The sequence below is a fragment of the Pararhizobium sp. IMCC21322 genome, assembly GCF_030758295.1.
Lineage (GTDB): Bacteria > Pseudomonadota > Alphaproteobacteria > Rhizobiales.
Map to the genome: position 1 here is coordinate 885324 of NZ_CP132335.1, position 18935 is coordinate 904258.

The 18935-nt window shown below is 52.8% G+C and carries 16 protein-coding genes; 9 read left to right on the forward strand and 7 right to left on the reverse strand.

Annotation, left to right across the window (positions count from 1 at the left end; translation table 11 throughout):
- Nucleotides 1-8: 8 nt before the first annotated feature.
- Nucleotides 9-701 (forward strand): D-lyxose/D-mannose family sugar isomerase, encoded by a 693-nt coding sequence (locus RAL91_RS04435; protein WP_306260085.1) that lies wholly within the window; start codon nt 9-11, stop codon nt 699-701.
- A 131-nt stretch (nt 702-832) separates the two neighbouring features.
- Entirely contained in the window at nt 833-2479 is a 1647-nt protein-coding gene (locus tag RAL91_RS04440) for an iron ABC transporter permease (protein ID WP_306260087.1), read from the forward strand.
- A gap of 279 nt (nt 2480-2758) precedes the next feature.
- Here the strand turns inward: RAL91_RS04440 and RAL91_RS04445 are convergent, their stop codons facing one another.
- The gene (locus tag RAL91_RS04445; RefSeq protein WP_306260089.1) at nt 2759-4429 is read right to left on the reverse strand and encodes a BCCT family transporter; all 1671 of its coding nucleotides are present in this window, start codon (nt 4427-4429) and stop codon (nt 2759-2761) included.
- Nucleotides 4430-4808: 379 nt separating this feature from the next.
- Here RAL91_RS04445 and RAL91_RS04450 point away from each other — a divergent pair, with 379 nt between their 5' ends.
- Nucleotides 4809-5129 carry a DUF1330 domain-containing protein gene (locus RAL91_RS04450; RefSeq protein ID WP_306260090.1) on the forward strand — a complete coding sequence of 107 codons (321 nt, stop codon included), beginning with the start codon at nt 4809-4811 and terminating at the stop codon, nt 5127-5129.
- An 8-nt stretch (nt 5130-5137) separates the two neighbouring features.
- Here RAL91_RS04450 and RAL91_RS04455 read toward each other — a convergent pair whose 3' ends face one another.
- Entirely contained in the window at nt 5138-6373 is a 1236-nt protein-coding gene (locus RAL91_RS04455; RefSeq protein ID WP_306260092.1) for an amidase family protein, read from the reverse strand.
- A 373-nt stretch (nt 6374-6746) separates the two neighbouring features.
- On the opposite strand from RAL91_RS04455, the gene RAL91_RS04460 reads away from it, so the two are divergent.
- The gene (locus tag RAL91_RS04460) at nt 6747-7193 is read left to right on the forward strand and encodes a penicillin-binding transpeptidase domain-containing protein (RefSeq protein WP_306260095.1); all 447 of its coding nucleotides are present in this window, start codon (nt 6747-6749) and stop codon (nt 7191-7193) included.
- A 42-nt stretch (nt 7194-7235) separates the two neighbouring features.
- On the opposite strand, the gene RAL91_RS04465 is transcribed toward RAL91_RS04460, so the two are convergent.
- From RAL91_RS04465 to RAL91_RS04475, 3 genes are all read right to left on the reverse strand, one after another.
- Complete coding sequence (locus RAL91_RS04465; RefSeq protein WP_306260097.1) at nt 7236-7484, reverse strand: hypothetical protein; 249 nt, start codon at nt 7482-7484, stop codon at nt 7236-7238.
- A gap of 240 nt (nt 7485-7724) precedes the next feature.
- Nucleotides 7725-8381, reverse strand: coding sequence for a hypothetical protein (locus RAL91_RS04470; protein ID WP_306260099.1), 657 nt, complete (start codon nt 8379-8381; stop codon nt 7725-7727).
- Nucleotides 8382-8601: 220 nt separating this feature from the next.
- Nucleotides 8602-9642 (reverse strand): extracellular solute-binding protein, encoded by a 1041-nt coding sequence (locus tag RAL91_RS04475; RefSeq protein ID WP_306260100.1) that lies wholly within the window; start codon nt 9640-9642, stop codon nt 8602-8604.
- Between the two features lie 171 nt (nt 9643-9813).
- Between RAL91_RS04475 and rirA the strand changes: the two genes are divergently transcribed.
- On the forward strand, nt 9814-10272 hold the full coding sequence (gene rirA / locus RAL91_RS04480; RefSeq protein WP_306260101.1) for an iron-responsive transcriptional regulator RirA: 459 nt from the start codon (nt 9814-9816) through the stop codon (nt 10270-10272).
- Nucleotides 10273-10281: 9 nt separating this feature from the next.
- Here rirA and RAL91_RS04485 read toward each other — a convergent pair whose 3' ends face one another.
- Nucleotides 10282-11457 carry a MalY/PatB family protein gene (locus RAL91_RS04485; RefSeq protein ID WP_306260103.1) on the reverse strand — a complete coding sequence of 392 codons (1176 nt, stop codon included), beginning with the start codon at nt 11455-11457 and terminating at the stop codon, nt 10282-10284.
- A gap of 181 nt (nt 11458-11638) precedes the next feature.
- On the opposite strand from RAL91_RS04485, the gene RAL91_RS04490 reads away from it, so the two are divergent.
- A complete protein-coding gene (locus RAL91_RS04490) occupies nt 11639-11881 on the forward strand; it encodes a hypothetical protein (RefSeq protein WP_306260105.1) in 243 nt (80 codons plus the stop codon).
- Nucleotides 11882-11965: 84 nt separating this feature from the next.
- Here RAL91_RS04490 and RAL91_RS04495 read toward each other — a convergent pair whose 3' ends face one another.
- Entirely contained in the window at nt 11966-13429 is a 1464-nt protein-coding gene (locus RAL91_RS04495) for a short-chain fatty acyl-CoA regulator family protein (RefSeq protein WP_306260107.1), read from the reverse strand.
- A 386-nt stretch (nt 13430-13815) separates the two neighbouring features.
- Here RAL91_RS04495 and aceA point away from each other — a divergent pair, with 386 nt between their 5' ends.
- From aceA to RAL91_RS04510, 3 genes are all read left to right on the forward strand, one after another.
- Nucleotides 13816-15102, forward strand: a complete 1287-nt coding sequence (aceA, locus tag RAL91_RS04500) for an isocitrate lyase (RefSeq protein WP_306260109.1) — start codon at nt 13816-13818, stop codon at nt 15100-15102.
- Nucleotides 15103-15128: 26 nt separating this feature from the next.
- A complete protein-coding gene (locus RAL91_RS04505; RefSeq protein ID WP_306260110.1) occupies nt 15129-15329 on the forward strand; it encodes a hypothetical protein in 201 nt (66 codons plus the stop codon).
- Between the two features lie 334 nt (nt 15330-15663).
- Nucleotides 15664-18903 (forward strand): hypothetical protein, encoded by a 3240-nt coding sequence (locus RAL91_RS04510; RefSeq protein ID WP_306260112.1) that lies wholly within the window; start codon nt 15664-15666, stop codon nt 18901-18903.
- Nucleotides 18904-18935: the final 32 nt, after the last annotated feature.

Genomic DNA, 18935 nt, shown 5'->3' on the forward strand with positions numbered 1-18935 from the left:
GGACCAACATGAAACGTTCAACTGTCAACCACATCATGGAAGAAGCAGATGATTTCATCCGGTCCTTCGGATTCCTGTTGCCACCTTTTGCCTATTTCACGCCAGAAGAAATGCGGGCGCGTCGCAATGACATAGAGGCCATTATCGACGCACGTCTCGGTTGGGACATTACCGATTACGGCGCGGGGAAATTCGACGAGATGGGCCTGTTTCTGTTCACCCTGCGCAATGGTGATCAGGAGCACCTGAAGCGCGGCGGTGGCATGTGTTATGCCGAGAAAATCATGATTTCGCGTCAGGACCAGCTGTCCCCCACGCACCGCCATGTGGTCAAGGCCGAAGACATCATCAATCGCGGTGGTGCGACTTTGGCGTTGAAACTGTTCAATTCTCTGGAAAATGGTGACGTTGATAATGATACCGATGTCACCGTTTATTGCGATGGCATTCCACGCACCCAGAAAGCAGGCGAGGTGTTGCGTCTGTCACCGGGTGAAAGCGTCACCCTGCTGCAGGGCAATTGGCACAGTTTCTGGGGCGATGGCGGCGATGTTCTGATTGGCGAGGTTTCCACCGTCAATGACGACATGACCGATAATATCTTTGCCGAAAAAATTGGTCGGTTTTCCAAAATTGATGAAGACGTCGCGCCAAAGCATTTGCTGGTCTCTGACTATGACAAATGGCTGGTTCCTGGCTGACAACTCACCAGCTGCATATTGTGCGCATGGGGCAAAGTGTCTAAAACCACCCAACACTGTTAACAATGCCCGGTCAATTTCTGCTGGCAACCCGTCGGATGGTAGCAGACCTGTTTTGAAGGACTAAGTCTTTGCGTCTGGCAGCATGGAGTTTTGCCGCCCTCTGTCTGCTTCCCATTATAGCTGTGATTATCACAGCAATTGGCGCAGATGGCAGCCGCTGGGCAGCGTTGATAGACACGGTTCTTCCCGGTTACATCTGGAATACAGTTCAGCTGGTATTCTGGGTAGCATTGGGCACGGCGATTCTTGGCACAGGCAGCGCTTGGCTGGTCACAAACTGCCGCTTTCCCGGTCAACGCTTCTTCGAATTTGCTCTGGCCATGCCGCTGGCCTTTCCAGCCTATGTGCTGGCCTACGCCTACACCAATTTGCTGGACCATCCAGGCCCGGTTCAGTCTGCTTTGCGCGCGACGTTTGATTTGGGTCCACGAGATTACTGGTTTCCGGAAATCAGATCTCTGGGTGGCGCTGCAGCCATGCTCACATTCGTGCTGTATCCTTACGTCTATCTTCTGGCGCGTACGGCCTTTTTGCAGCAATCCGCCAGTGCCTATCAGGCCGCCCGCATGCTGGGCCGCACCCCCTGGGGGGCGTTTCGGTCGGTCAGCCTGCCTATGGCCCGCCCGGCCATTGCCGCTGGCATTACACTGGCTCTTATGGAAACCATTGCCGATTTTGGCACCGTGGCGCATTTCAATGTTCAAACCTTCGCCACCGGCATCTACCGTGCCTGGTTCTCCATGGGAGACCGGGGTATGGCGACGCAACTGGCGCTTTGCTTGCTGGGAGCCGCCCTGCTGCTTGCCGTTATTGAACGTATGGAACGGGGCGCGGCCCAGCGTTTTCCTGCTGGCAAGAAGAATGAAGGCATGTTGCCGCAACGCCTGACCGGCGGCCGTGCCCTGGGAGCTGTCCTGTTTTGTGCTTTCCCGGTTCTGCTCGGCTTTGTGGTTCCGGCGGTCATGCTGCTGGTGATGGCCCATGGCTCTGGCCAAAGCCTTCTGACCTCCCGTTATCTTGGCTTCATGGGCAATTCCATTACGCTTGCAAGTCTGGCAGCTTTGGCCACCGTCCTGGGTGCCTTGCTGATTTCCTATTGCGCACGCATGTCACCCGGTGTTGCTGCCAGCAGCGCCAAGGTTCTGGCGGGCATTGGCTACGCTATTCCAGGCGGGGTGATTGCGGTGGGTTTGCTGGTACCCTTTGCCGGGTTCGACAATTGGCTGGACGCTTTTTTCCGCAGTCAGTTTGGTATATCGACCGGCCTGTTGTTCACCGGCTCAATCGGCTTGCTGATTGTCGCCTATCTCGTGCGCTTTATGGCGGCAGCACTGGGGTCAGTTGATGCCGGTCTTGCCAACATCAAGCCCAGCCTCGACGATGCAGCCCGGTCTCTTGGGCGCACCGAGGCCGGCATGCTGAAGAGCATTCACATACCGCTAATATCCGGCAGCCTGTTGACGGCATTGCTGATTGTCTTTGTAGATGTGATGAAGGAATTGCCGGCAACCTTGATCATGCGCCCGTTTAACTTCGATACACTGGCCGTACAGGCCTATCGTCTGGCATCGGATGAACGGCTGGAACAGGCGGCAGTCCCGTCTCTGGTGATCGTCGGACTTGGCCTTGTGCCGGTGCTTCTGCTGTGCCGCGCAATTGCAAAAGACAGTGCTCGCCCGTCGCGCAGCCCCGCCCTTGGCGCAACCGTTACATAGCCGCGTTGATTAACAAAGCTGTGCTGGCCGCCGTTTCTTGACGTCGCATGTTGCTGATGTTTGTTGGCAGTTCTGCCTGGCAGGCAATTGGGGAGTTTTGTGCAATTGAGTTGTCTGCGACCGCAGCCAATCATTGCTTGAAGCATCATGAAGTTTTGGTGCCTGGAGTGTCTCTCTCACGAACTATGACGGCATGAGATATATGGGTTCGCGCTTGACGAGGTAGGCTGCGTCGCAAAACTGAACTGCTTTGCGACGCAGGTAATTCAGAAAGGCACCTTATTCGGCGGGTGCTGTTTCTATATGGGTTGTTGGCAATCCATGTTTTGCCCGCTGTCCATCATGGTAGATCGCTTTGATGAGTGAAAGACCCATCAGGACCATAACGAAGCTGAATGGCAGAGCGCCAATCACCATGGCTGTTTGAATCGCGCCCAGGCCACCGGCGATAATCAGACCTCCGACCACGAAAGCCAAAGCTGCACCCCAGAACAGGATATGTGGGCGTGCTTTAGGACCTTCATCGCCGGCAGCATTGATCGTATTGATGATCAGAACCGCGCTATCAGCCGACGTAACGAGGTAAGTCAGCAACAAGATGACGACAATAATTGACATCAAATATGACATGGTTTCGCCAAGCATCACCGCCAACATTGCGAACAACTGGTCAGCCTGACCGGCGTCAACAATAGCGCCCTGGGCTACGCCAGAAAGCTCCAGATCGATGGCAGTTCCGCCAACCAGAGCGAACCAGACAAAGCACATGATCGCAGGGATGATCAGCGCGCCCAGAACGTATTCGCGAATTGTCCGACCTTTGGAAATTCGCGCCAGGAAGACGCCCACGAAGGGTGCAAAGGCAATCCACCAGGCCCAATAGAAGATGGTCCAACCACCTTGCCAGCCAGCCAGGGCATCACCGGTTTCCGTGCCGTCTTTCGCCCAGACGGTCAGGATGTTACCCGGGATTGACATCAGGTAGTCCCAGATGCCGACAAAAAGAGTTTGCATTCCAAAGAAGGTGGAACCGAACAGCAGGAAGAAGGCCAATATGAAGAAACTGAGGCCCATATTGATGTTGGAGAGCCATTTGATTCCCTTGCCAACGCCGGACATTGCCGACAAAGTTGAGGCACCCATAATAACGATCAACGCCACTATGATACCGAGGGTCGATGAAGATCTGGTACCATCTGCCGCTGTTGCGTAAAGCCAGTCGCCAACGCCGATCCGGGACAATCCGGAGATGAATTGTTCAACCCCGAAGCCCAGCGTCTGCGATACGCCCAACACGGTGGCCACAACCGCAACCACATCAACCGTATGGCCAATCGGTCCTGACAGCTTTTTGCCAAAGATTGGCGTGAGTGCAGAGCGGATCGTCAATGGCAGGCCGCGACGGTAAGAGAAATAACCAAGTGCCAAGCCTACGATGGCATAGGCTGCCCAGGCAGCAAGTCCCCAATGGGTGAATGACCAGATGTAGGCGTCACGTACGTTTCCCGCAGTGCTGCCTTCCGTCAGACCCATAATGGTCGATGGGTTCTTGGCAAAGTGATACATCGGCTCAGCCGTTGCAAAAGTCAGCATGCCAATACCGATTCCGGCTCCGAACATCATTGAAAACCAGGAGAAATTGGAAAACTCCGGCCTGTCATCGTCCAGACCCAGTCGCAGCCTCCCTGCCGCAGGCCATAGTGCCAGCGCAAAACAAAGCACGACGAAAAACGCCATGGAATAGACATACCAATAGTTGAAAGTTGCCAGGAGGACTGTGTTTACCGAACCTAGAACTGCAGCTGCCTGATCCGGGAAAGCAATCGCCCAAAGGATCAATGCACCGACCAGTATTTTGGCACTGATGGTCACATCCTTGGTGAAGCCACGATAGAATCCGGAGTTCGAGACGCGAATTGGTAAATCTGTGATAGGTGGTTTTATAGGCATTATTTCTCCCTCGGTCGATAAATCGCCGATATTAATGAATGTGTTTTGTGTGTGGCAGGTTTATTAACCGAAACGCCCCAGATAGCAACGCTTCGGAGGCTAAAGTCAGGCCCCATGCCCCCATTTGTCGAATTTATCGCAGTCCTGTTGAGCCACTATGAAACGCTTTTTTCAGGATGCAGACATCACCTAAATGGCAGTAAACCGGCGGCTTGGGCGACTTGGGTTGGACGTGTCGGGTGGTGAGCTATTGTGATATCGGGTGATGCAAATGCATAGGTTCGCCATACACTGCTTTGCAGGTATTTAGAGCTAATCCAGATAGCGGTGCGGTTGCGTTTCAACCTCTGGTTTAATCATATTTTGGGAAATTTGCGCATTGTCTGGTTTCGTTATCCACCACTACAACATAATTGACCGCTCACGCGTGGATGAACTGGGTCCTCTAACCCTTCCGATCGCCGAAAAATATGGCGCTGACGTGATTGTCGCAAGCCCCGTCAAGGCGCTCACAGGTAAAACCTATTCTCATATGGTTATCTACCAGCTTGAAAGTTTTGAAGCCGCATTGAGCTTCCTTCACTCTCCAGAGATGAAGGGACTCGAAGAGATGCGAAATCAGATCATTGAGGGCTTTGCAGCTGTTGTGCCCGGACACACGGAAACAGCCGATGTCGTGAAATCTGGATATTTCGATTGATTTGCATGTCAGTCTGGTTGGCGCTCGCAATCTGGGGCGAACAGGACCTTGGCGGCCTCCAGCAGGAACTCATCTTCATAATGCCTGGCAATCAGTGACACGCCGACGGGGAGCCCGTCTACACTTGCAGCCGGTATCGATATTTCAGGCGCTCGTCCCACTCCGGCAAAGGATGTGAGGGCCATTGTCCGGTCGTAGAAATTCTGGAACTGCACAGCGCTGGTCATCGATGCTTTGAGTGGCGCTGGCGAAGGTGTTGTTGGTGTGCAAATCAGATCATCTGGACCCATGAAGTCCAGGATTCTGGCAAACAGATATTCGCACAGATCAAGCGCTTCATTCACGGTGCTGCGATCCTGATGCTGCACGTTCTGATAAGCCAATGCAAAGCCCGGGCTGACGTCAGCCTCCACTGTGTCGATCCAGCTGCCAACAGTGCTGGCAAACTCGGCTGTTTGCAGAATTCTGAGCGCGCGTTCGTTCGCTGCAATCAGATCGTAGTCACTGCCAAATATGTCGTTGGCGCTGACCTTTGAAACTGTCACCCCGTGTGCGCAGGACAAGTTGCAAATGCTGTTCTCGATGGCTGCTCTAACCGCAGGGTCGGCAACAGAGAATGCATCTTCCAGCAGAAAGATATTGTTGATGCCGCCGAACGGTTTTGGGCGGCTTCGCAGCAGAACACGCATCACTTTTCCCAGAACGTCAATTGTATTTGCAAACGCGCCCACGGTGCTGACACTGGGCATGAAGGGAAGAATTCCAGCCTCGGAAATACGATGCAGTGTCGGCCGCATGCCCCAGATGCCACAGAAGCTGGCCGGAACCCTGATCGACCCGGCCGAATCCGTTCCGATGGCAAAATCGCAAATCCCGCAAGCCACAGCAGACGCGGACCCGCTGGACGATCCGCCGGGTACGTGATCAGGCGCTCCGGGGTTCAGCGGCGTTCCGAAAAACGGATTTTCCCCGGTCAGGCTGTAAGTGAATTCGTCTGCCACAGTCTTGCCGATGCAGCTTGCTCCCGCCCCTAACAATTGCTCAACGCACAGGGCGTTATGAACTGCGTCCGGGTGGGTGTCCTGCCAGGATTTACTTCCGTATGAAGTGCGCGTTCCGGCAATTTCGATGTTATCTTTGACAGCGAAAGTCATGCCGTCCAGCGGCCCGGTCCGATAGGACGGCAGCGTGAATGTCTCAACAAATGCGTGGCTGTCTTTGACGCTGTATGCTTTCGATCCCATCAGACGTTCCTGCAAGTAGTCGTAAAATTGTGAGTGGCCGGACCAAGCCAACCGAAGCGCAAAGGGGTCCACGTCGGTGAGTGCCGTTGATTGGACTCAAATCGGTACGAATCTCATAGCAGCTTCTGGCAGCGTAGACACCTGCTTCAAACCCGACCGTTTCAGGCTGCCCGGGGTCTTTTTAGGAAACAACTGCCTCGGATCGGCACAGACCCAGCTCGATGAGCACAGGATTGCCCTGCATCATTCCATTTTGAAACGAAAACAGTCGGAAGATGACTTTGACTAAATTTCGGTGACGGCGATAAACACGCCCCAACCGAAAAGGAAAAAAGTAATGGGCAAATTTTTGTGTCTCGTGGGAGCTGCTTTGATGACACTCCCGCTTCCTGCGGCTGCGGAACAGCATGTCGTTTGCACCCTTGCAGTCGATGTTGAAACCAATGAAACACTGATAGGGGATGGAAGCTGCAACCAGCGTATATCCTCTGCATCGACTTTCAAGATAGCGATCAGCCTCATGGCATTTGACAGCGGAATTTTCACCGCATCGGATCAACCGGAATGGCCGTTTCAGGAAGGCTATGCCGACTGGAATCCGAAATGGAGTCAGTCCACCACACCTGAGACCTGGATGCGGGATTCAGTCGTCTGGTTCTCGCAACGTGCGACCGAAAAAATGGGTGCAGGACTGCCGTTTGGAGATGATGGCAAGCTGCTGAAGGGCCAGCCCTTTGACTGGTATGTCGGCTGGGCCGAAAAAGAGAACCGCACGGTCGCATTGCCCAGCTCATTCGCTTCAGCGAACGCCCGGACATGACCCCAAGTCTTTTGGCTCACCAAGGGATGGTCGATGAGTTCTTTACAACCTCAGGGCTTCTCGACTGACATTGACCTGGTAGAGACATCTCGCAACAGTGCCTAGAGCTGCGTAACGCGTTGCAAGACGTTTGGTTGGGGCGGTCAACCCGCTCCAGTCATGTGTAAGCACCACGCAGGCCCGGCTTGCAGCATTTGTGTCCGGAACAACGACATAGCCTTCAAAGGTGGTGTCACCATCGAAGTAATCGATTTTCTGTTCCTGTGGCTCGCAAATATTCTCTTCTTTCATGAACTGGTTCTCCTGCTGGGCTTTTCCCGATCATGGCATTCTGGAAGCGTCTGGTATTGAACGAATGTGACGTTTTCGATGTGTCAAAGATAGAAGGCTGGTTCGGCACGTGATGCGTCTGCTTTAAAGTGGTCAGCAACCGAAGATGGCCCCTTTTTTTCGTATATGCCGGGCGTGGTTCCCAGTCTGCGCCGCCAACTTCGGATCTTGTGCACCTGATCACTGAAACCAAGGCCGGGGTCACCTCGTTTCAATTGACTGCTTCGTAAACTGTTTGGAGCCGTTCCAGATCAGCCAATTCTTTTGGACCGATGCGGTATGACGCAGAAACCAACGATGCAGTTGACGCCGGTTGACGCTCGCCGCCTCAGCAGCATCAGAAACGGATCCATTGCATCGCAGAATAGTGCGCGCGGCGCTGACGCGACGAAGCTCTGAGACCGGTTCTGACGAGGCCAGTCTGGCGATCAGCCAATGATCCAGCAGCTTTGCAATCCGTCCAGGCTCGAATGCAGCGCTCACTCCCCTTGATAGCGATCCGGCGAGAGCATCTCCAGCTATCGCGCCAAGGTCCAGAATCCTGTCTGTGGATTCCGGGCCTGTATTTGGAAACAGCCGAACGAGACCAGGGATCGTCAACATCACCATGACAAAATAAGTGCCGGGGCAGGATCGCCACAAACGCGCCCGCGATTGCTGCCCAAGCAGGGAAGCGCGCGGGATAAGAGAGCCGTCTTCGCTTGTGTTAGGCCGACCGATGTTCACCGAAAGTACAGCGAGGGGAATTGGGCTTGTGTGGATATTCTTTCCTGCAAACTCTCCTTGAATATCCTCGATGAACCAATATGTGGCGACCATCGGGGCAAGCTGCGGATCGGGGGAAAGAGTAACGAACATGGTGGAGAAGGGTACAGATCAACCGATACATTGCAAGATCAGCCACGGCACAAGCGCGACCAATCAGATAGGGCCAATCAGATACGGGGTGTCGGCAAGCGCGGATGTCTGTGTGCGGACCAACGATTGTCAAGAAAGGAATCTGACCAAGATTGCCTCAAAAAAAGCCCCGACTGCTTGTGCAGCCGGGGCTCGGTATGAAACCTCAGAACCTGCGAAATTATTCCCAGCCAACCGCGTTGAAAATTTCTGTCGCTTTCGCTGCATTATTGGCAACGGTGGACAGGTTGATTGCATCCTGACGGAACAGTCCCAGCTTTGCCACTGACGGGCTGAGCGCCACACCTGAGACGGCCGGGTATTCGTCATTGCCAGCGGAGAAATATTGCTGGGCGGCATCACTGGTCAGATATTCCAGGAATTTGATAGCGTTTTCACGATGTGGCGCGTTGGCTGCAACGGCACCTGCAGAGATATTCATGTGAGCGCCATTGCCGGACTGATCCGGGAAGACCCAGCCGATTTTATCGATTGAAGCCGACAGGCCCTTTACATCTGTGCGGATGGCGCGGGCGAAGTAATAGGTGTTGGAAATGGCAATGCCACATTCGCCTGATGCGATGCCGCGCAACTGGTCAGTATCGCCACCCTGAGGCGCGCGTGCCATGTTTTCGCGCACGGCTTTCGCCCAGCTTGTTGCAGCTTCTTCGCCATTATGAGCGATGATCGAAGACAGCAGCGAAATCTGATAGGTGTTGGTGCTGGAGCGGGCGCAGATCATGCCCTTATAGTCCGGCTTGGCCAGATCGGCATAGGTTGCAGGCGGTGTTTCAACACGCTCCTTGTCGTAGAAGAAAATACGTGATCGTTGTGAAAATCCAAACCAAAGGCCATCTGGATGGCGCAGATGCTGCGGCAAGCGCGCATTAAGAACGGCACTGTCCACACTGGACAAAAGGCCTTTTTCTTCTGCGCGGACGACACGGGAAATATCAACGGTCAGCAAGACATCGGCAGGGCTGTTGGCCCCTTCAGCTTCCATGCGTGCAATCAACTCGTCAGCATTGCCTTCAATCCGGTTGATTGTGATGCCGGTTTGCTCTTCAAAATCAGAATAAAGCCGTTCATCAGTGTCATAGTGGCGGGAGGAATACAGATTGACCTCACCCTTTGCCAAAACAGCACTGGTGCTGGCCATCAGGCTGAGTGTCAGAAGTGCAGCTCCAAAAACTGTCTTGCGGCGACGTATATTGTGGCTCATATGAATTTTCACTCTCGTGTTCAAATTTAAACTTGACTGCATAAGTCATGTTTATTGGAGGAATGCTTGAGCGTCAACAACCTGAAACAAAAAACTTGAATTATTTACTCATGTTTCTTAGAATAGTTCTAGACTGGTTTCTACCCGGTCCTGATTTAACGGAGTGACGACATGCGGCTGACACGCCAGACGAATTATGCCATCCGCATGCTCATGTATTGCGCGGCAAATGACGGCCAGCTCAGCCGTGTTGCGACCATTGCGAATGCCTATGGCGTTTCCGATCTGTTTCTCTTTAAAATCTTGCAGCCATTGGTCCAGGCAAGTTTCATGGAAACCGTTCGTGGGCGCAATGGTGGCATTCGCCTTGCAGTTCCCGCCAACACGATTTCACTGCTTGATGTTGTGAAAACCACTGAAGACAATTTTGCCATGGCTGAATGCTTCGAAGATGAAGGCTCTGATTGTCCGCTGATTGGCAGTTGCACACTGAATGGTGCCCTTCGCGAAGCGCTCAACGCTTTTTTCGCGGTGCTTGGCGGCTACACGATTGCCGATCTGGTAGAGCCCAATCCCATGTTGGCTCCCTTGCTGGGGCTGGATCTGGCAGCCGCGCCTCCGGCTGCGTAAACAGGCTGTCTAAACCTGAAAAGCTGTTTCCAACCGGCTGATTGCGTCGTCCAAAGTGGCACGCGGGCAGGCAATGTTGAACCGTATCCAATGATCGCCGCCAATGCCAAAGATGGGGCCTTTGTTGACTGCAATGCGCGCAACATCCTGTACCCGGTGGATGACTTCGTCTGCGGAATAGCCGGTTTCGGAAAAATCGCACCAGGCCAGATAGGTCGCTTCCAGCTTCATCGGCCGCACGCCTGGAATTATGCGGGACACTGCTTCATCAAACCGGTCACGATTGGCTTCCAGATATGGCAGCAGAGCCTCCAGCCAGGGTGCGCCATGTGTATAGGCTGAAGTTACCATTTCAATTCCAACCCGGTTTGGGCTGTATGACCCCGTTCCCTTTACTGTGGTCATGAATGCCTCGCGCAGTTGCGCGTTGGAGATCATGACATTGCCTGTCATCGCGGCGGCAAGATTGAAGGTTTTGCTGGCAGCGGTCAGCGTGATCAGCCGGTCCGCAATGTCCGGATAGGCGTTGGCCGTAACGCAATGGCGATTGCCCTCAAACACCAGATCAAGGTGAATCTCATCAGAGATCAGCAGAAGATCATGGGCCTCGCAGAATTTACACAGATCAACCAGTTCCTGCCGGGACCAGACACGCCCGCCCGGATTGTGCGGTGAACATAGAATGACCAGTTTCGTCTTGGTATCAATTTGTGTGGCCAGGCCATCCAGATCCATCTCATAGCGGCCCTGAACAAGGCTCAGCGGACTTTCGATCACCTGCCGGCCCGCAGCGCGAATGGTGTTGCCAAAGACATGATAGACCGGAGAGAAGATCACAACGCCGTCACCAGGCTGGCTGAAGCTGTGCAAGGCAGACCCGATAGCGGCCACAACCCCGTGGCTTGTCGTAATCCAGTCCGGGTCAACGTCAAACTGATGCCGCGTTGCCATCCAGTCGCAGACAGCCCGCTTGTAATCCCGGTCATCACCAAAATAGCCGAAGACGCCCCTGTCAGCGATAAGGCGCAACATGTCCGCAACTTCTGGCGGCGCTGCAAAGTCCATGTCGGCAACCCACATCGGCAACATGTCCGGGTGACTGAGCCCAAGCCTGCTGTCCATAGCATCCCATTTCAGCGAATGGGTATTGCGCTGGTTAATGACGCGATCAAAATCATATGACATGAAGTACTGGTTCCGCTTGCACAATGTTTGACGCTCTATGTCACACAATGTTGCGATCTGTCACTCACAGTTCATTCACAAAATGACCTCTGGGTTGTCACTGAATCACAAAATTGCGAACACAGCAGCCTGTCAGTCTCTGTCTTGTTCAATCAGAACATTCCAACAATGGAGACTGACCATGACAAATGCGATGAAACTCAAATCCACCCTGTTTGCAACTTTGTTTGCAGGTGCATCTACCGTGGCGATGGCCCAAGGGGTCGAATTTGCAACGGTTGATACCGATGGTGATGGTATGCTGTCCATGGACGAAATCAAAACGCTTCTGCCGGATGTTCCCGATGATCAGCTGGTAGCTGCCGACGCAAATGGTGATGGCATGCTTGATGAGGCCGAATATCAGGTCCTTACCGGCGGATAATCAAGCCGTCTAAATGCTGGGGCAGCCCCTCCCACAAGGGTCTGCTCCACTGCGTTTGCAGGGTTGCAAGCACCAAAACCTGTCTTACGCTGTCTCATCAACAAAGCCGAAGGGCGAAATGCCCCGGCGATGCTCATCCACTTCCAGCGTTTTTGTCAAAGGCGGTGCTGCCCGTTGACGGCAATCCGGCCTTTCGCATAATTGGCAGTTAATGCCGATTGGTGTGGGATTGGGCGTGTCAAGATTTTGCCCCTTCGCATAAACAAGTCTGTGCGCGTAACGCAATTCGCAGCCAAGGCCGATGGCCAATTGCGGCTCGGGTTCCGAAAACGGTGTAATTGCACGCCGCACGGTGCGGGCCAGGCTGAAATATTGCACCCCGTCCGGCATCTCGACAATCTGGGTCAGAATTTTTCCAGGCGCGCTGAATGTGGAATGGACATTCCAGAGCGGGCAGGTGCCGCCAAATTTTGAAAAATGAAATTTTCCCGATGAAAACCGCTTCGAAATATTGCCTGCATTATCAAGGCGTATGAAGAAGAACGGAATGCCCCGCGCTGTTTGCCGCTGCAATGTGGTCAGACGATGGGCCACCTGTTCGTAGCTTGCCCCAAAACGCTGGCATAAAATGTCGATGTCATACCCAAGCGTTTCGGCTGCGTCCAGAAACCGCGCATAGGGCATCATCAAAGCACCGGCAAAGTAATTGCCGAAAGCGACGCGAGCCAGACGTTTGGTCACAGGGTCTTCCAAATTCGCCCGGTCCACCAGATCGTCAATGATTTTTCCAGCTTCCGTAAAGGCCAGATGATAGGCAACCTGAAAGGCGCGTCCGGCGGGCTCCATCAGTTCTGATAGCATCAGGCGTTTACGGTGGCGGTCAAAGCGCCGCAATTCACCGCGCATGACATCTTCCGGCATGACACGCACATCAATGCTGCGCGCCTCCCGCAAATGTCGGCGCATGGGCGCGTAAATCTCGTCATCCTCCTGGCGAAACCGCGCATACAGATCCTCGGCCACCTGATCCAGTTCCGGATAGTAATTATTGGCATCGCGGATCATGTCGCGAATCTGATCCATTGGACTGTGCAAAGCGGACGCGCTGGCATGAGCATGGCCATCAGCTCCAGCGCCTACGGCGCCTGCCAGCCGGTCACCGGATAATTTTGCGCCACTATAGGCCTGATACAGCCGCAACACAGCGTCTGCGACACTCGGGCTGTGTTCCGTCAGATCTCGCAATTCCTGCTGTGGCACCTGACCACCGCCACCGGCAAACACCGGGTCTGAAAAAATCTCGCGTAATTCGCCAAGCGCCTGATGCTCGGTGTCCGAGGCAAGAGCACGAATGTCCACATCATACGTGCCTGCCAGCTTGATCAGAAACTGGGCCGTTGCCGGTCGCTGCCCGCGCTCAATCAGGTTGAGATAGCTGGCCGAGATATCCAGTTCTTCGGCCATGCGCGCCTGTGTCAGTCCGAAGTCACGCCGCAACCGCCGCAAGCGCGGTCCTATGAAAAGCTTTTTTTCAACTGTGTCGACCACGTCAAGTCCTCTTCATGTGCATTGCACACACTGAAAACTGTGCGGTGCAAAATGTCCAGAATAATCGACCAGAAATTTACAATATTTACAAATTTACAAAACTTACAAAGATAAATTTACACGCTGACATCATTCTAAGGCTGGAATTACGTTTAATTCTTGTAATTAAATTTCAAAAATGAAAGCTTGAACGCAAGAAAGCGAAATTATTGCCTTTCACAGTTTGATTTGAAAAGTTTTTGTAAATATCTGCAAATGATTGAATCAAACGTCTGACTGGAACAATTTCACTTTCTGCCGTGTCGCAAAAGTTTCATTTTTTTGCGGCGCAATAGAAGCCCCGAGACCGCTTTGAAGGCGGCATGTTGACTTAAGGAATGAGAACAATGTCACAGAACACATTCAGCACTTTGGTTCCGAACACGACTGAAGATCGGTTTCAGTATATCGAGCGTCCTTATAGCGCTGACGATGTGGCGCGGTTGCGCGGATCGGTGAAAATCGAGCACACCCTGGCTGACAAGGGTGCCCGGAAATTGTGGGACCTGCTGAAATCAGAAGATTATGTCAACGCACTTGGTGCCATGTCCGGCAATCAGGCCATGCAGATGGCGCGTGCGGGCCTCAAAGCCATTTATCTGTCTGGCTGGCAGGTGGCAGCAGACGCCAATGTGGCCGGGGCCATGTATCCTGATCAAAGTCTCTATCCTGCAAACTCCGGTCCCGAGCTGGCACGCAAGATCAACCGCACTTTGCAACGTGCCGATCAGATCGAGCACAGTGAAGGCGGCGCGGAGCGGGATTGGTTCGTCCCAATCGTGGCCGACGCGGAAGCCGGTTTCGGTGGCCCGTTGAACTGTTTTGAAATCATGAAAGCCTATATTGAAGCAGGCGTTGCTGGCGTTCACTTTGAAGATCAACTGGCATCTGAAAAGAAATGCGGTCATCTGGGCGGCAAGGTTCTGATCCCGACACAAGCCCATATCCGCAATCTGGATGCAGCCCGTCTGGCCGCAGATACCTGCGGAACATCAACTTTGGTAGTGGCGCGTACAGATGCAGAGTCTGCCCGGTTGATCACATCGGATGTGGATGAGCGGGATCATGAATTCCTGACAGGTGAGCGCACCCCGGAAGGCTTCTTCCGCCTCAAGGAAGGCACGGGTGTTGAACATTGCATCAAACGCGGACTGGCCTTTGCCCGTCATGCTGATCTGATCTGGTGGGAAACATCCAAGCCAAATCTGGACGATGCCCGGCGTTTTGCAGAAGCCATCCAGAAAGAATTCCCCGGCAAGATGATGGCCTATAATTGCTCGCCATCCTTCAACTGGGAAGCCAATCTGGATAAGGAAACCATCGCCATTTACCAGCGCGAATTGGGGGCCATGGGCTACAAGTTCCAGTTTGTTACGCTGGCTGGCTTCCATCAATTGAACCACGGCATGTTCGAACTGGCCCGTGGCTACAAGGATCGCGGCATGGCAGCCTATTCCGAACTGCAACAGGCCGAATTTGCGTCCGAAGCAGACGGCTACACAGCCACCCGCCATCAGCGCGAAGTCGGCACCGGTTATTTCGACGCGGTCAGCGTTGCCATTGCCGGCGGCCAATCATCAACCACAGCCATGGGCGAATCCACCGAGACCGCCCAATTCACCAAAGCAGCTTGAAGCTGAACCCTGAAAGGATAGTGCCCATGCAAAATTCACGTTTCTGGATTGTTGGAGGCGAATTCACCTCAACGGATTTCAGCCAGGTTGTCGAAGGAACCGAACAGGTTGTCGGACCGATGGAATGCCGCAAGAAAGCAGAGCAATTGTGGCGCAACATGTCCGAGCAGGACCGTTCACAATGTAACATCCGCTACTCGATCGTCAGCGAACCAGCTTTCGCCTGATCGTTGAAAGGCAAACAGACCACGGCCTCCCGGCATGCGTGTCGGGAGGCTTTTTTTATGGAAGTTTATGTTTGGAATACAACTCGTCAGATTTGTTGTGCTACTCAATTTTTGCGAACAAATAACCGATGAGTTTCACTGCAAAATCACGGCCAACAAATTACTGGTCCACTATCTTGCTTAGCTGAAGCCGCAGTCATTCCCTGCAACCTCGACTGCCGACAAATCAGATTGAAAAATGAGTAATAAATTCCAGCAGAGTCAAAAAATATCGTGGCTGGTATTGTTTGCCAGCTGAGGTAAATATATAGGTGTTTCAAAAAGGAGATGCCCTTTGGTAGAGCTCGATGAAGGCTCCACTCTTTTGCTGGAGGAGGCCGCACGCGCTGGTCTGAAAACTTCCGAAATTGAGTTAACAACAGATAACGTTGAGGCAATTTTTGGTCGTATTGAAACAGAGTTTCGTGGATTTGCTGTGCGTGGCGGTCTCATTTACGAGGAATCTCCGATTTATTCAAAGCGTACCGGTCATCTGTTAAACGGATATGCTGCTGAGACTGTGATGAGCCGATCTGCAACAAGGGTTGCGCTTGGCATGATCGATGTGCCGGTAGCCAACGGCCGTGCTCTTCGCTCCTCTGTTCTCGATGCAGTGTTCGCCTATGCTCGAAACATTCAATCGCCTCTCCTTATAGCGCCAGATGACCGTGAGCTTGGATCGGCTTGGCTCTGCGTGGATACCGCAGGTAGCTTTGAGAATGTAGTTGGGATGTTGGCTACTATTTGCGATACAATATCAATTGAAAGCATCCCGACAGGTCGGACGTTTCGGTTCTTTTTCACTGTGGAGCAAGTGATCGGGGTAAAGGAAGTCTTGGACCCGCAAATTCCTCTTACTGGCGAGTCCCCAGAGCACATACCGAACAGATCTGTATTTTTTGCAGGCAAATGTGAGCCGCACCCATCATACTTCAGGGAAGCTAGCCGTGTTCTTGGAGCTTTCCCGACACTGAAATACGGGGCAGTTGATATCCGGTTGCTGAGCCCTGATGAGCCTGCCAATTCATTCAATTTTCAAGTTTCTGCAGTTCATCCGAGAGTTGACTTTGGCCAAACTTGCTGGACGGCTGATGGACAGGAAATCAAGTTTTCTGCGGCACTTGTTCGCATGTTGGCAGACATGCAGCCCGAAGGCATGACAGACCCAACACTTGCAAAGCGCGATCGGGGTGTTGAACGGTATGACATGGACGTCTTGGACCTCATTCTGGCATCTCGAGAATTGGGGATGAATACTCGTATGGTGAACTCCGACTCAGCGGGAGGGTCTCGGCGTACACTTCAGATTGAAGTCGCTTCCACACCTGTCCAGTTCCGGAACGGCGCTATTCGCATAGTCGATCAAAATGGCAACACCAGCCATATTAACGACGACGCAGTGAAAATTACGGTCAATAAGCAAGCCACAAGAGAAATACTTGAGACGGTTGGACTGTCGGGTCCGGAAGGACGACAGTTTGCATCAAGCCAATTGGCTGAAGCACTGATCTATGCAGATGATCTCGGCTACCCAATTTGTGTAAAGCCGTTGTCTGGTTCGCGGGGACGATTGGTCAGCACTGGCCTTACAACCAGCGCAGAAGTTGCAAAGGCCTTCCGAGAGGTAGCGAGCGCGTTTGGGGAAGTTATTGTAGAACGCAATGTTGATGGTGAAGTGGTGCGTTTATTCTACATGAAACCAGATATCTGCACCGCTCAATATCAAGCTCGTCCTGCTGTTATTGGGGACGGGAAATCAAGTGTCATAAGCTTGATCGAACAACGCAATACCAACCGCGGTACAAGTCAGCGCAAACCGGCAATTGTTACGCGTGCTATGGTGGGGAATTTGGCGCATCGGGGAATTGATTTGGCAGATTGCCTCCCCACAGGTGAGAAGCTGATATTTGGAGCTACTTCACATATATCATTGGGGGCAAGAGCGGCTGTTGCCTCTGATATCCATCCATCCTATCTGGAAAACGCCCGAAAAGCTTTCAAAGCGATTGATGGTCTGACAGTCGGTGCGATGGATATGATCGTAAAAAACCCAAGGCAACCCGCAACAAGCAAAAACCATTGGATCCTGGAGGTCAACAGTTCTGCAAACATAGTTGCATTTCATCAATTCAAGGAGAATGCCAATCTTGATGGCTGCAAAGCCTTGCTGCGCCATGTAGAACGGGTACTGACCGAAAGAAACAATGCCGAAACTGATGCCCAAACAAATTCCATTGAAAATCCGACAGAGAACATCTCTCGGGCATTGGAGCATATGGAGCGCGCATCGCCTGTCAAAGTCGCAAATACGCAAGCCAAACAACTGGAACAGGTGTTGCACCACGCCTGGCAACATACAGGCTTCTATCGCAGTCGGCTGAATTGCTTGTTTGAAGGCGGCGGATTTAATCCTGAAGCATGGACCGATGTTCCATTGTTGACTCGCCAAGAAGCCCAAGAGCATCGACTCAGTCGGCGTGCATTCGAACTTCGGGATGGCAATCAGACTTATGCTTCCCGCACGTCTGGCTCCAGTGGAGTCCCGCTCGACATCACGTGGAACCTGGTCGCAACAGTGTCGACACGTGCAGCAGCGGAGCGCATGTATCGATGGCACGGTCTTGATCTTGATGCACCACTTGCGGAGATCAAGAGTTTTGGAGGCGTCGGCTACGACTTTCCCGGTGGTCGGGGCCCGCAAGGTTGGAGCCCATCATCACCCAACGCAACCCGATTTAGGCTCTCGGTCAGTACACCAGTGAAGGATCAACTCGCTTGGCTGGCGCTTGTGAAAGCGCCATATCTCACGACCTATCCAACCATGATACGTGAGCTTGCGTTGGAAGCCTTAAAACACAAAAGCACGTTACGTTTTGATGCTATCCTCACCATTGGTGAAGTTCTGACGCCGGAAATCAGGCAGCTTTGCAACGAGGCTTTCGGCGCGAGGGTGATAGACTCATATGGTTGTCAGGAAATAGGGAAATTGGCAATCCAGTGTGACCAATCTGAAAATTATCACGTGTGCTTATCCAATGTTCTGTTTGAAGTGCTGGATGAAAATGGGCGACACGTGGCCCCTGGTGAAAGTGGGCGGGTAATTCTGACCAGCCTGTTCAACTATGCCACGCCCTTTATTCGCTATGATATTGGCGATTATGCCCAGCTCGGGATGGGGCCTTGTCAGTGTGGTCGGTCGCTACCTGTATTAACGTCAATTGTGGGCAGGCGACGTAATATGGTGACCTTGCCGGATGGAGAAAAACGATGGCTATCCGGCACCGTATTAGCTGAACTGGGCTCGATGGTGCATGCTGAGCAATCCCGCCTGATACAGCGAACACATAATCTCTTCGAATTACAATTTGTTGCCAATGGCAACAGCATCGATTTCGACCCGAAAACCGTCGCGCGTCGCGCTACTGAACTTATCCATCCGGAAATTATTCTCGAACCAATTCGGGTCGACGCACTCAAACGCTCGAGCGGCGGAAAATTTGAAGACGTAGTTGGATTAGAGCAGGAGAAGCTCTAGTTGGTGAATTTGGTTTGATAATTAAGCAAATC

Bases quoted from the DNA above. Each gene is read 5' to 3' on its own strand.
- RAL91_RS04435 (WP_306260085.1), top strand. From the start codon at position 9: ATGAAACGTTCAACTGTCAACCACATCATGGAAGAAGCAGATGATTTC.
- RAL91_RS04445 (WP_306260089.1), bottom strand. From the start codon at position 4,429: ATGCCTATAAAACCACCTATCACAGATTTACCAATTCGCGTCTCGAAC.
- RAL91_RS04455 (WP_306260092.1), bottom strand. From the start codon at position 6,373: ATGGGATCGAAAGCATACAGCGTCAAAGACAGCCACGCATTTGTTGAG.
- RAL91_RS04460 (WP_306260095.1), top strand. From the start codon at position 6,747: ATGACACTCCCGCTTCCTGCGGCTGCGGAACAGCATGTCGTTTGCACC.
- RAL91_RS04465 (WP_306260097.1), bottom strand. From the start codon at position 7,484: ATGAAAGAAGAGAATATTTGCGAGCCACAGGAACAGAAAATCGATTAC.
- RAL91_RS04470 (WP_306260099.1), bottom strand. From the start codon at position 8,381: ATGTTCGTTACTCTTTCCCCCGATCCGCAGCTTGCCCCGATGGTCGCC.
- RAL91_RS04475 (WP_306260100.1), bottom strand. From the start codon at position 9,642: ATGAGCCACAATATACGTCGCCGCAAGACAGTTTTTGGAGCTGCACTT.
- rirA (WP_306260101.1), top strand. From the start codon at position 9,814: ATGCGGCTGACACGCCAGACGAATTATGCCATCCGCATGCTCATGTAT.
- RAL91_RS04485 (WP_306260103.1), bottom strand. From the start codon at position 11,457: ATGTCATATGATTTTGATCGCGTCATTAACCAGCGCAATACCCATTCG.
- RAL91_RS04490 (WP_306260105.1), top strand. From the start codon at position 11,639: ATGACAAATGCGATGAAACTCAAATCCACCCTGTTTGCAACTTTGTTT.
- aceA (WP_306260109.1), top strand. From the start codon at position 13,816: ATGTCACAGAACACATTCAGCACTTTGGTTCCGAACACGACTGAAGAT.
- RAL91_RS04505 (WP_306260110.1), top strand. From the start codon at position 15,129: ATGCAAAATTCACGTTTCTGGATTGTTGGAGGCGAATTCACCTCAACG.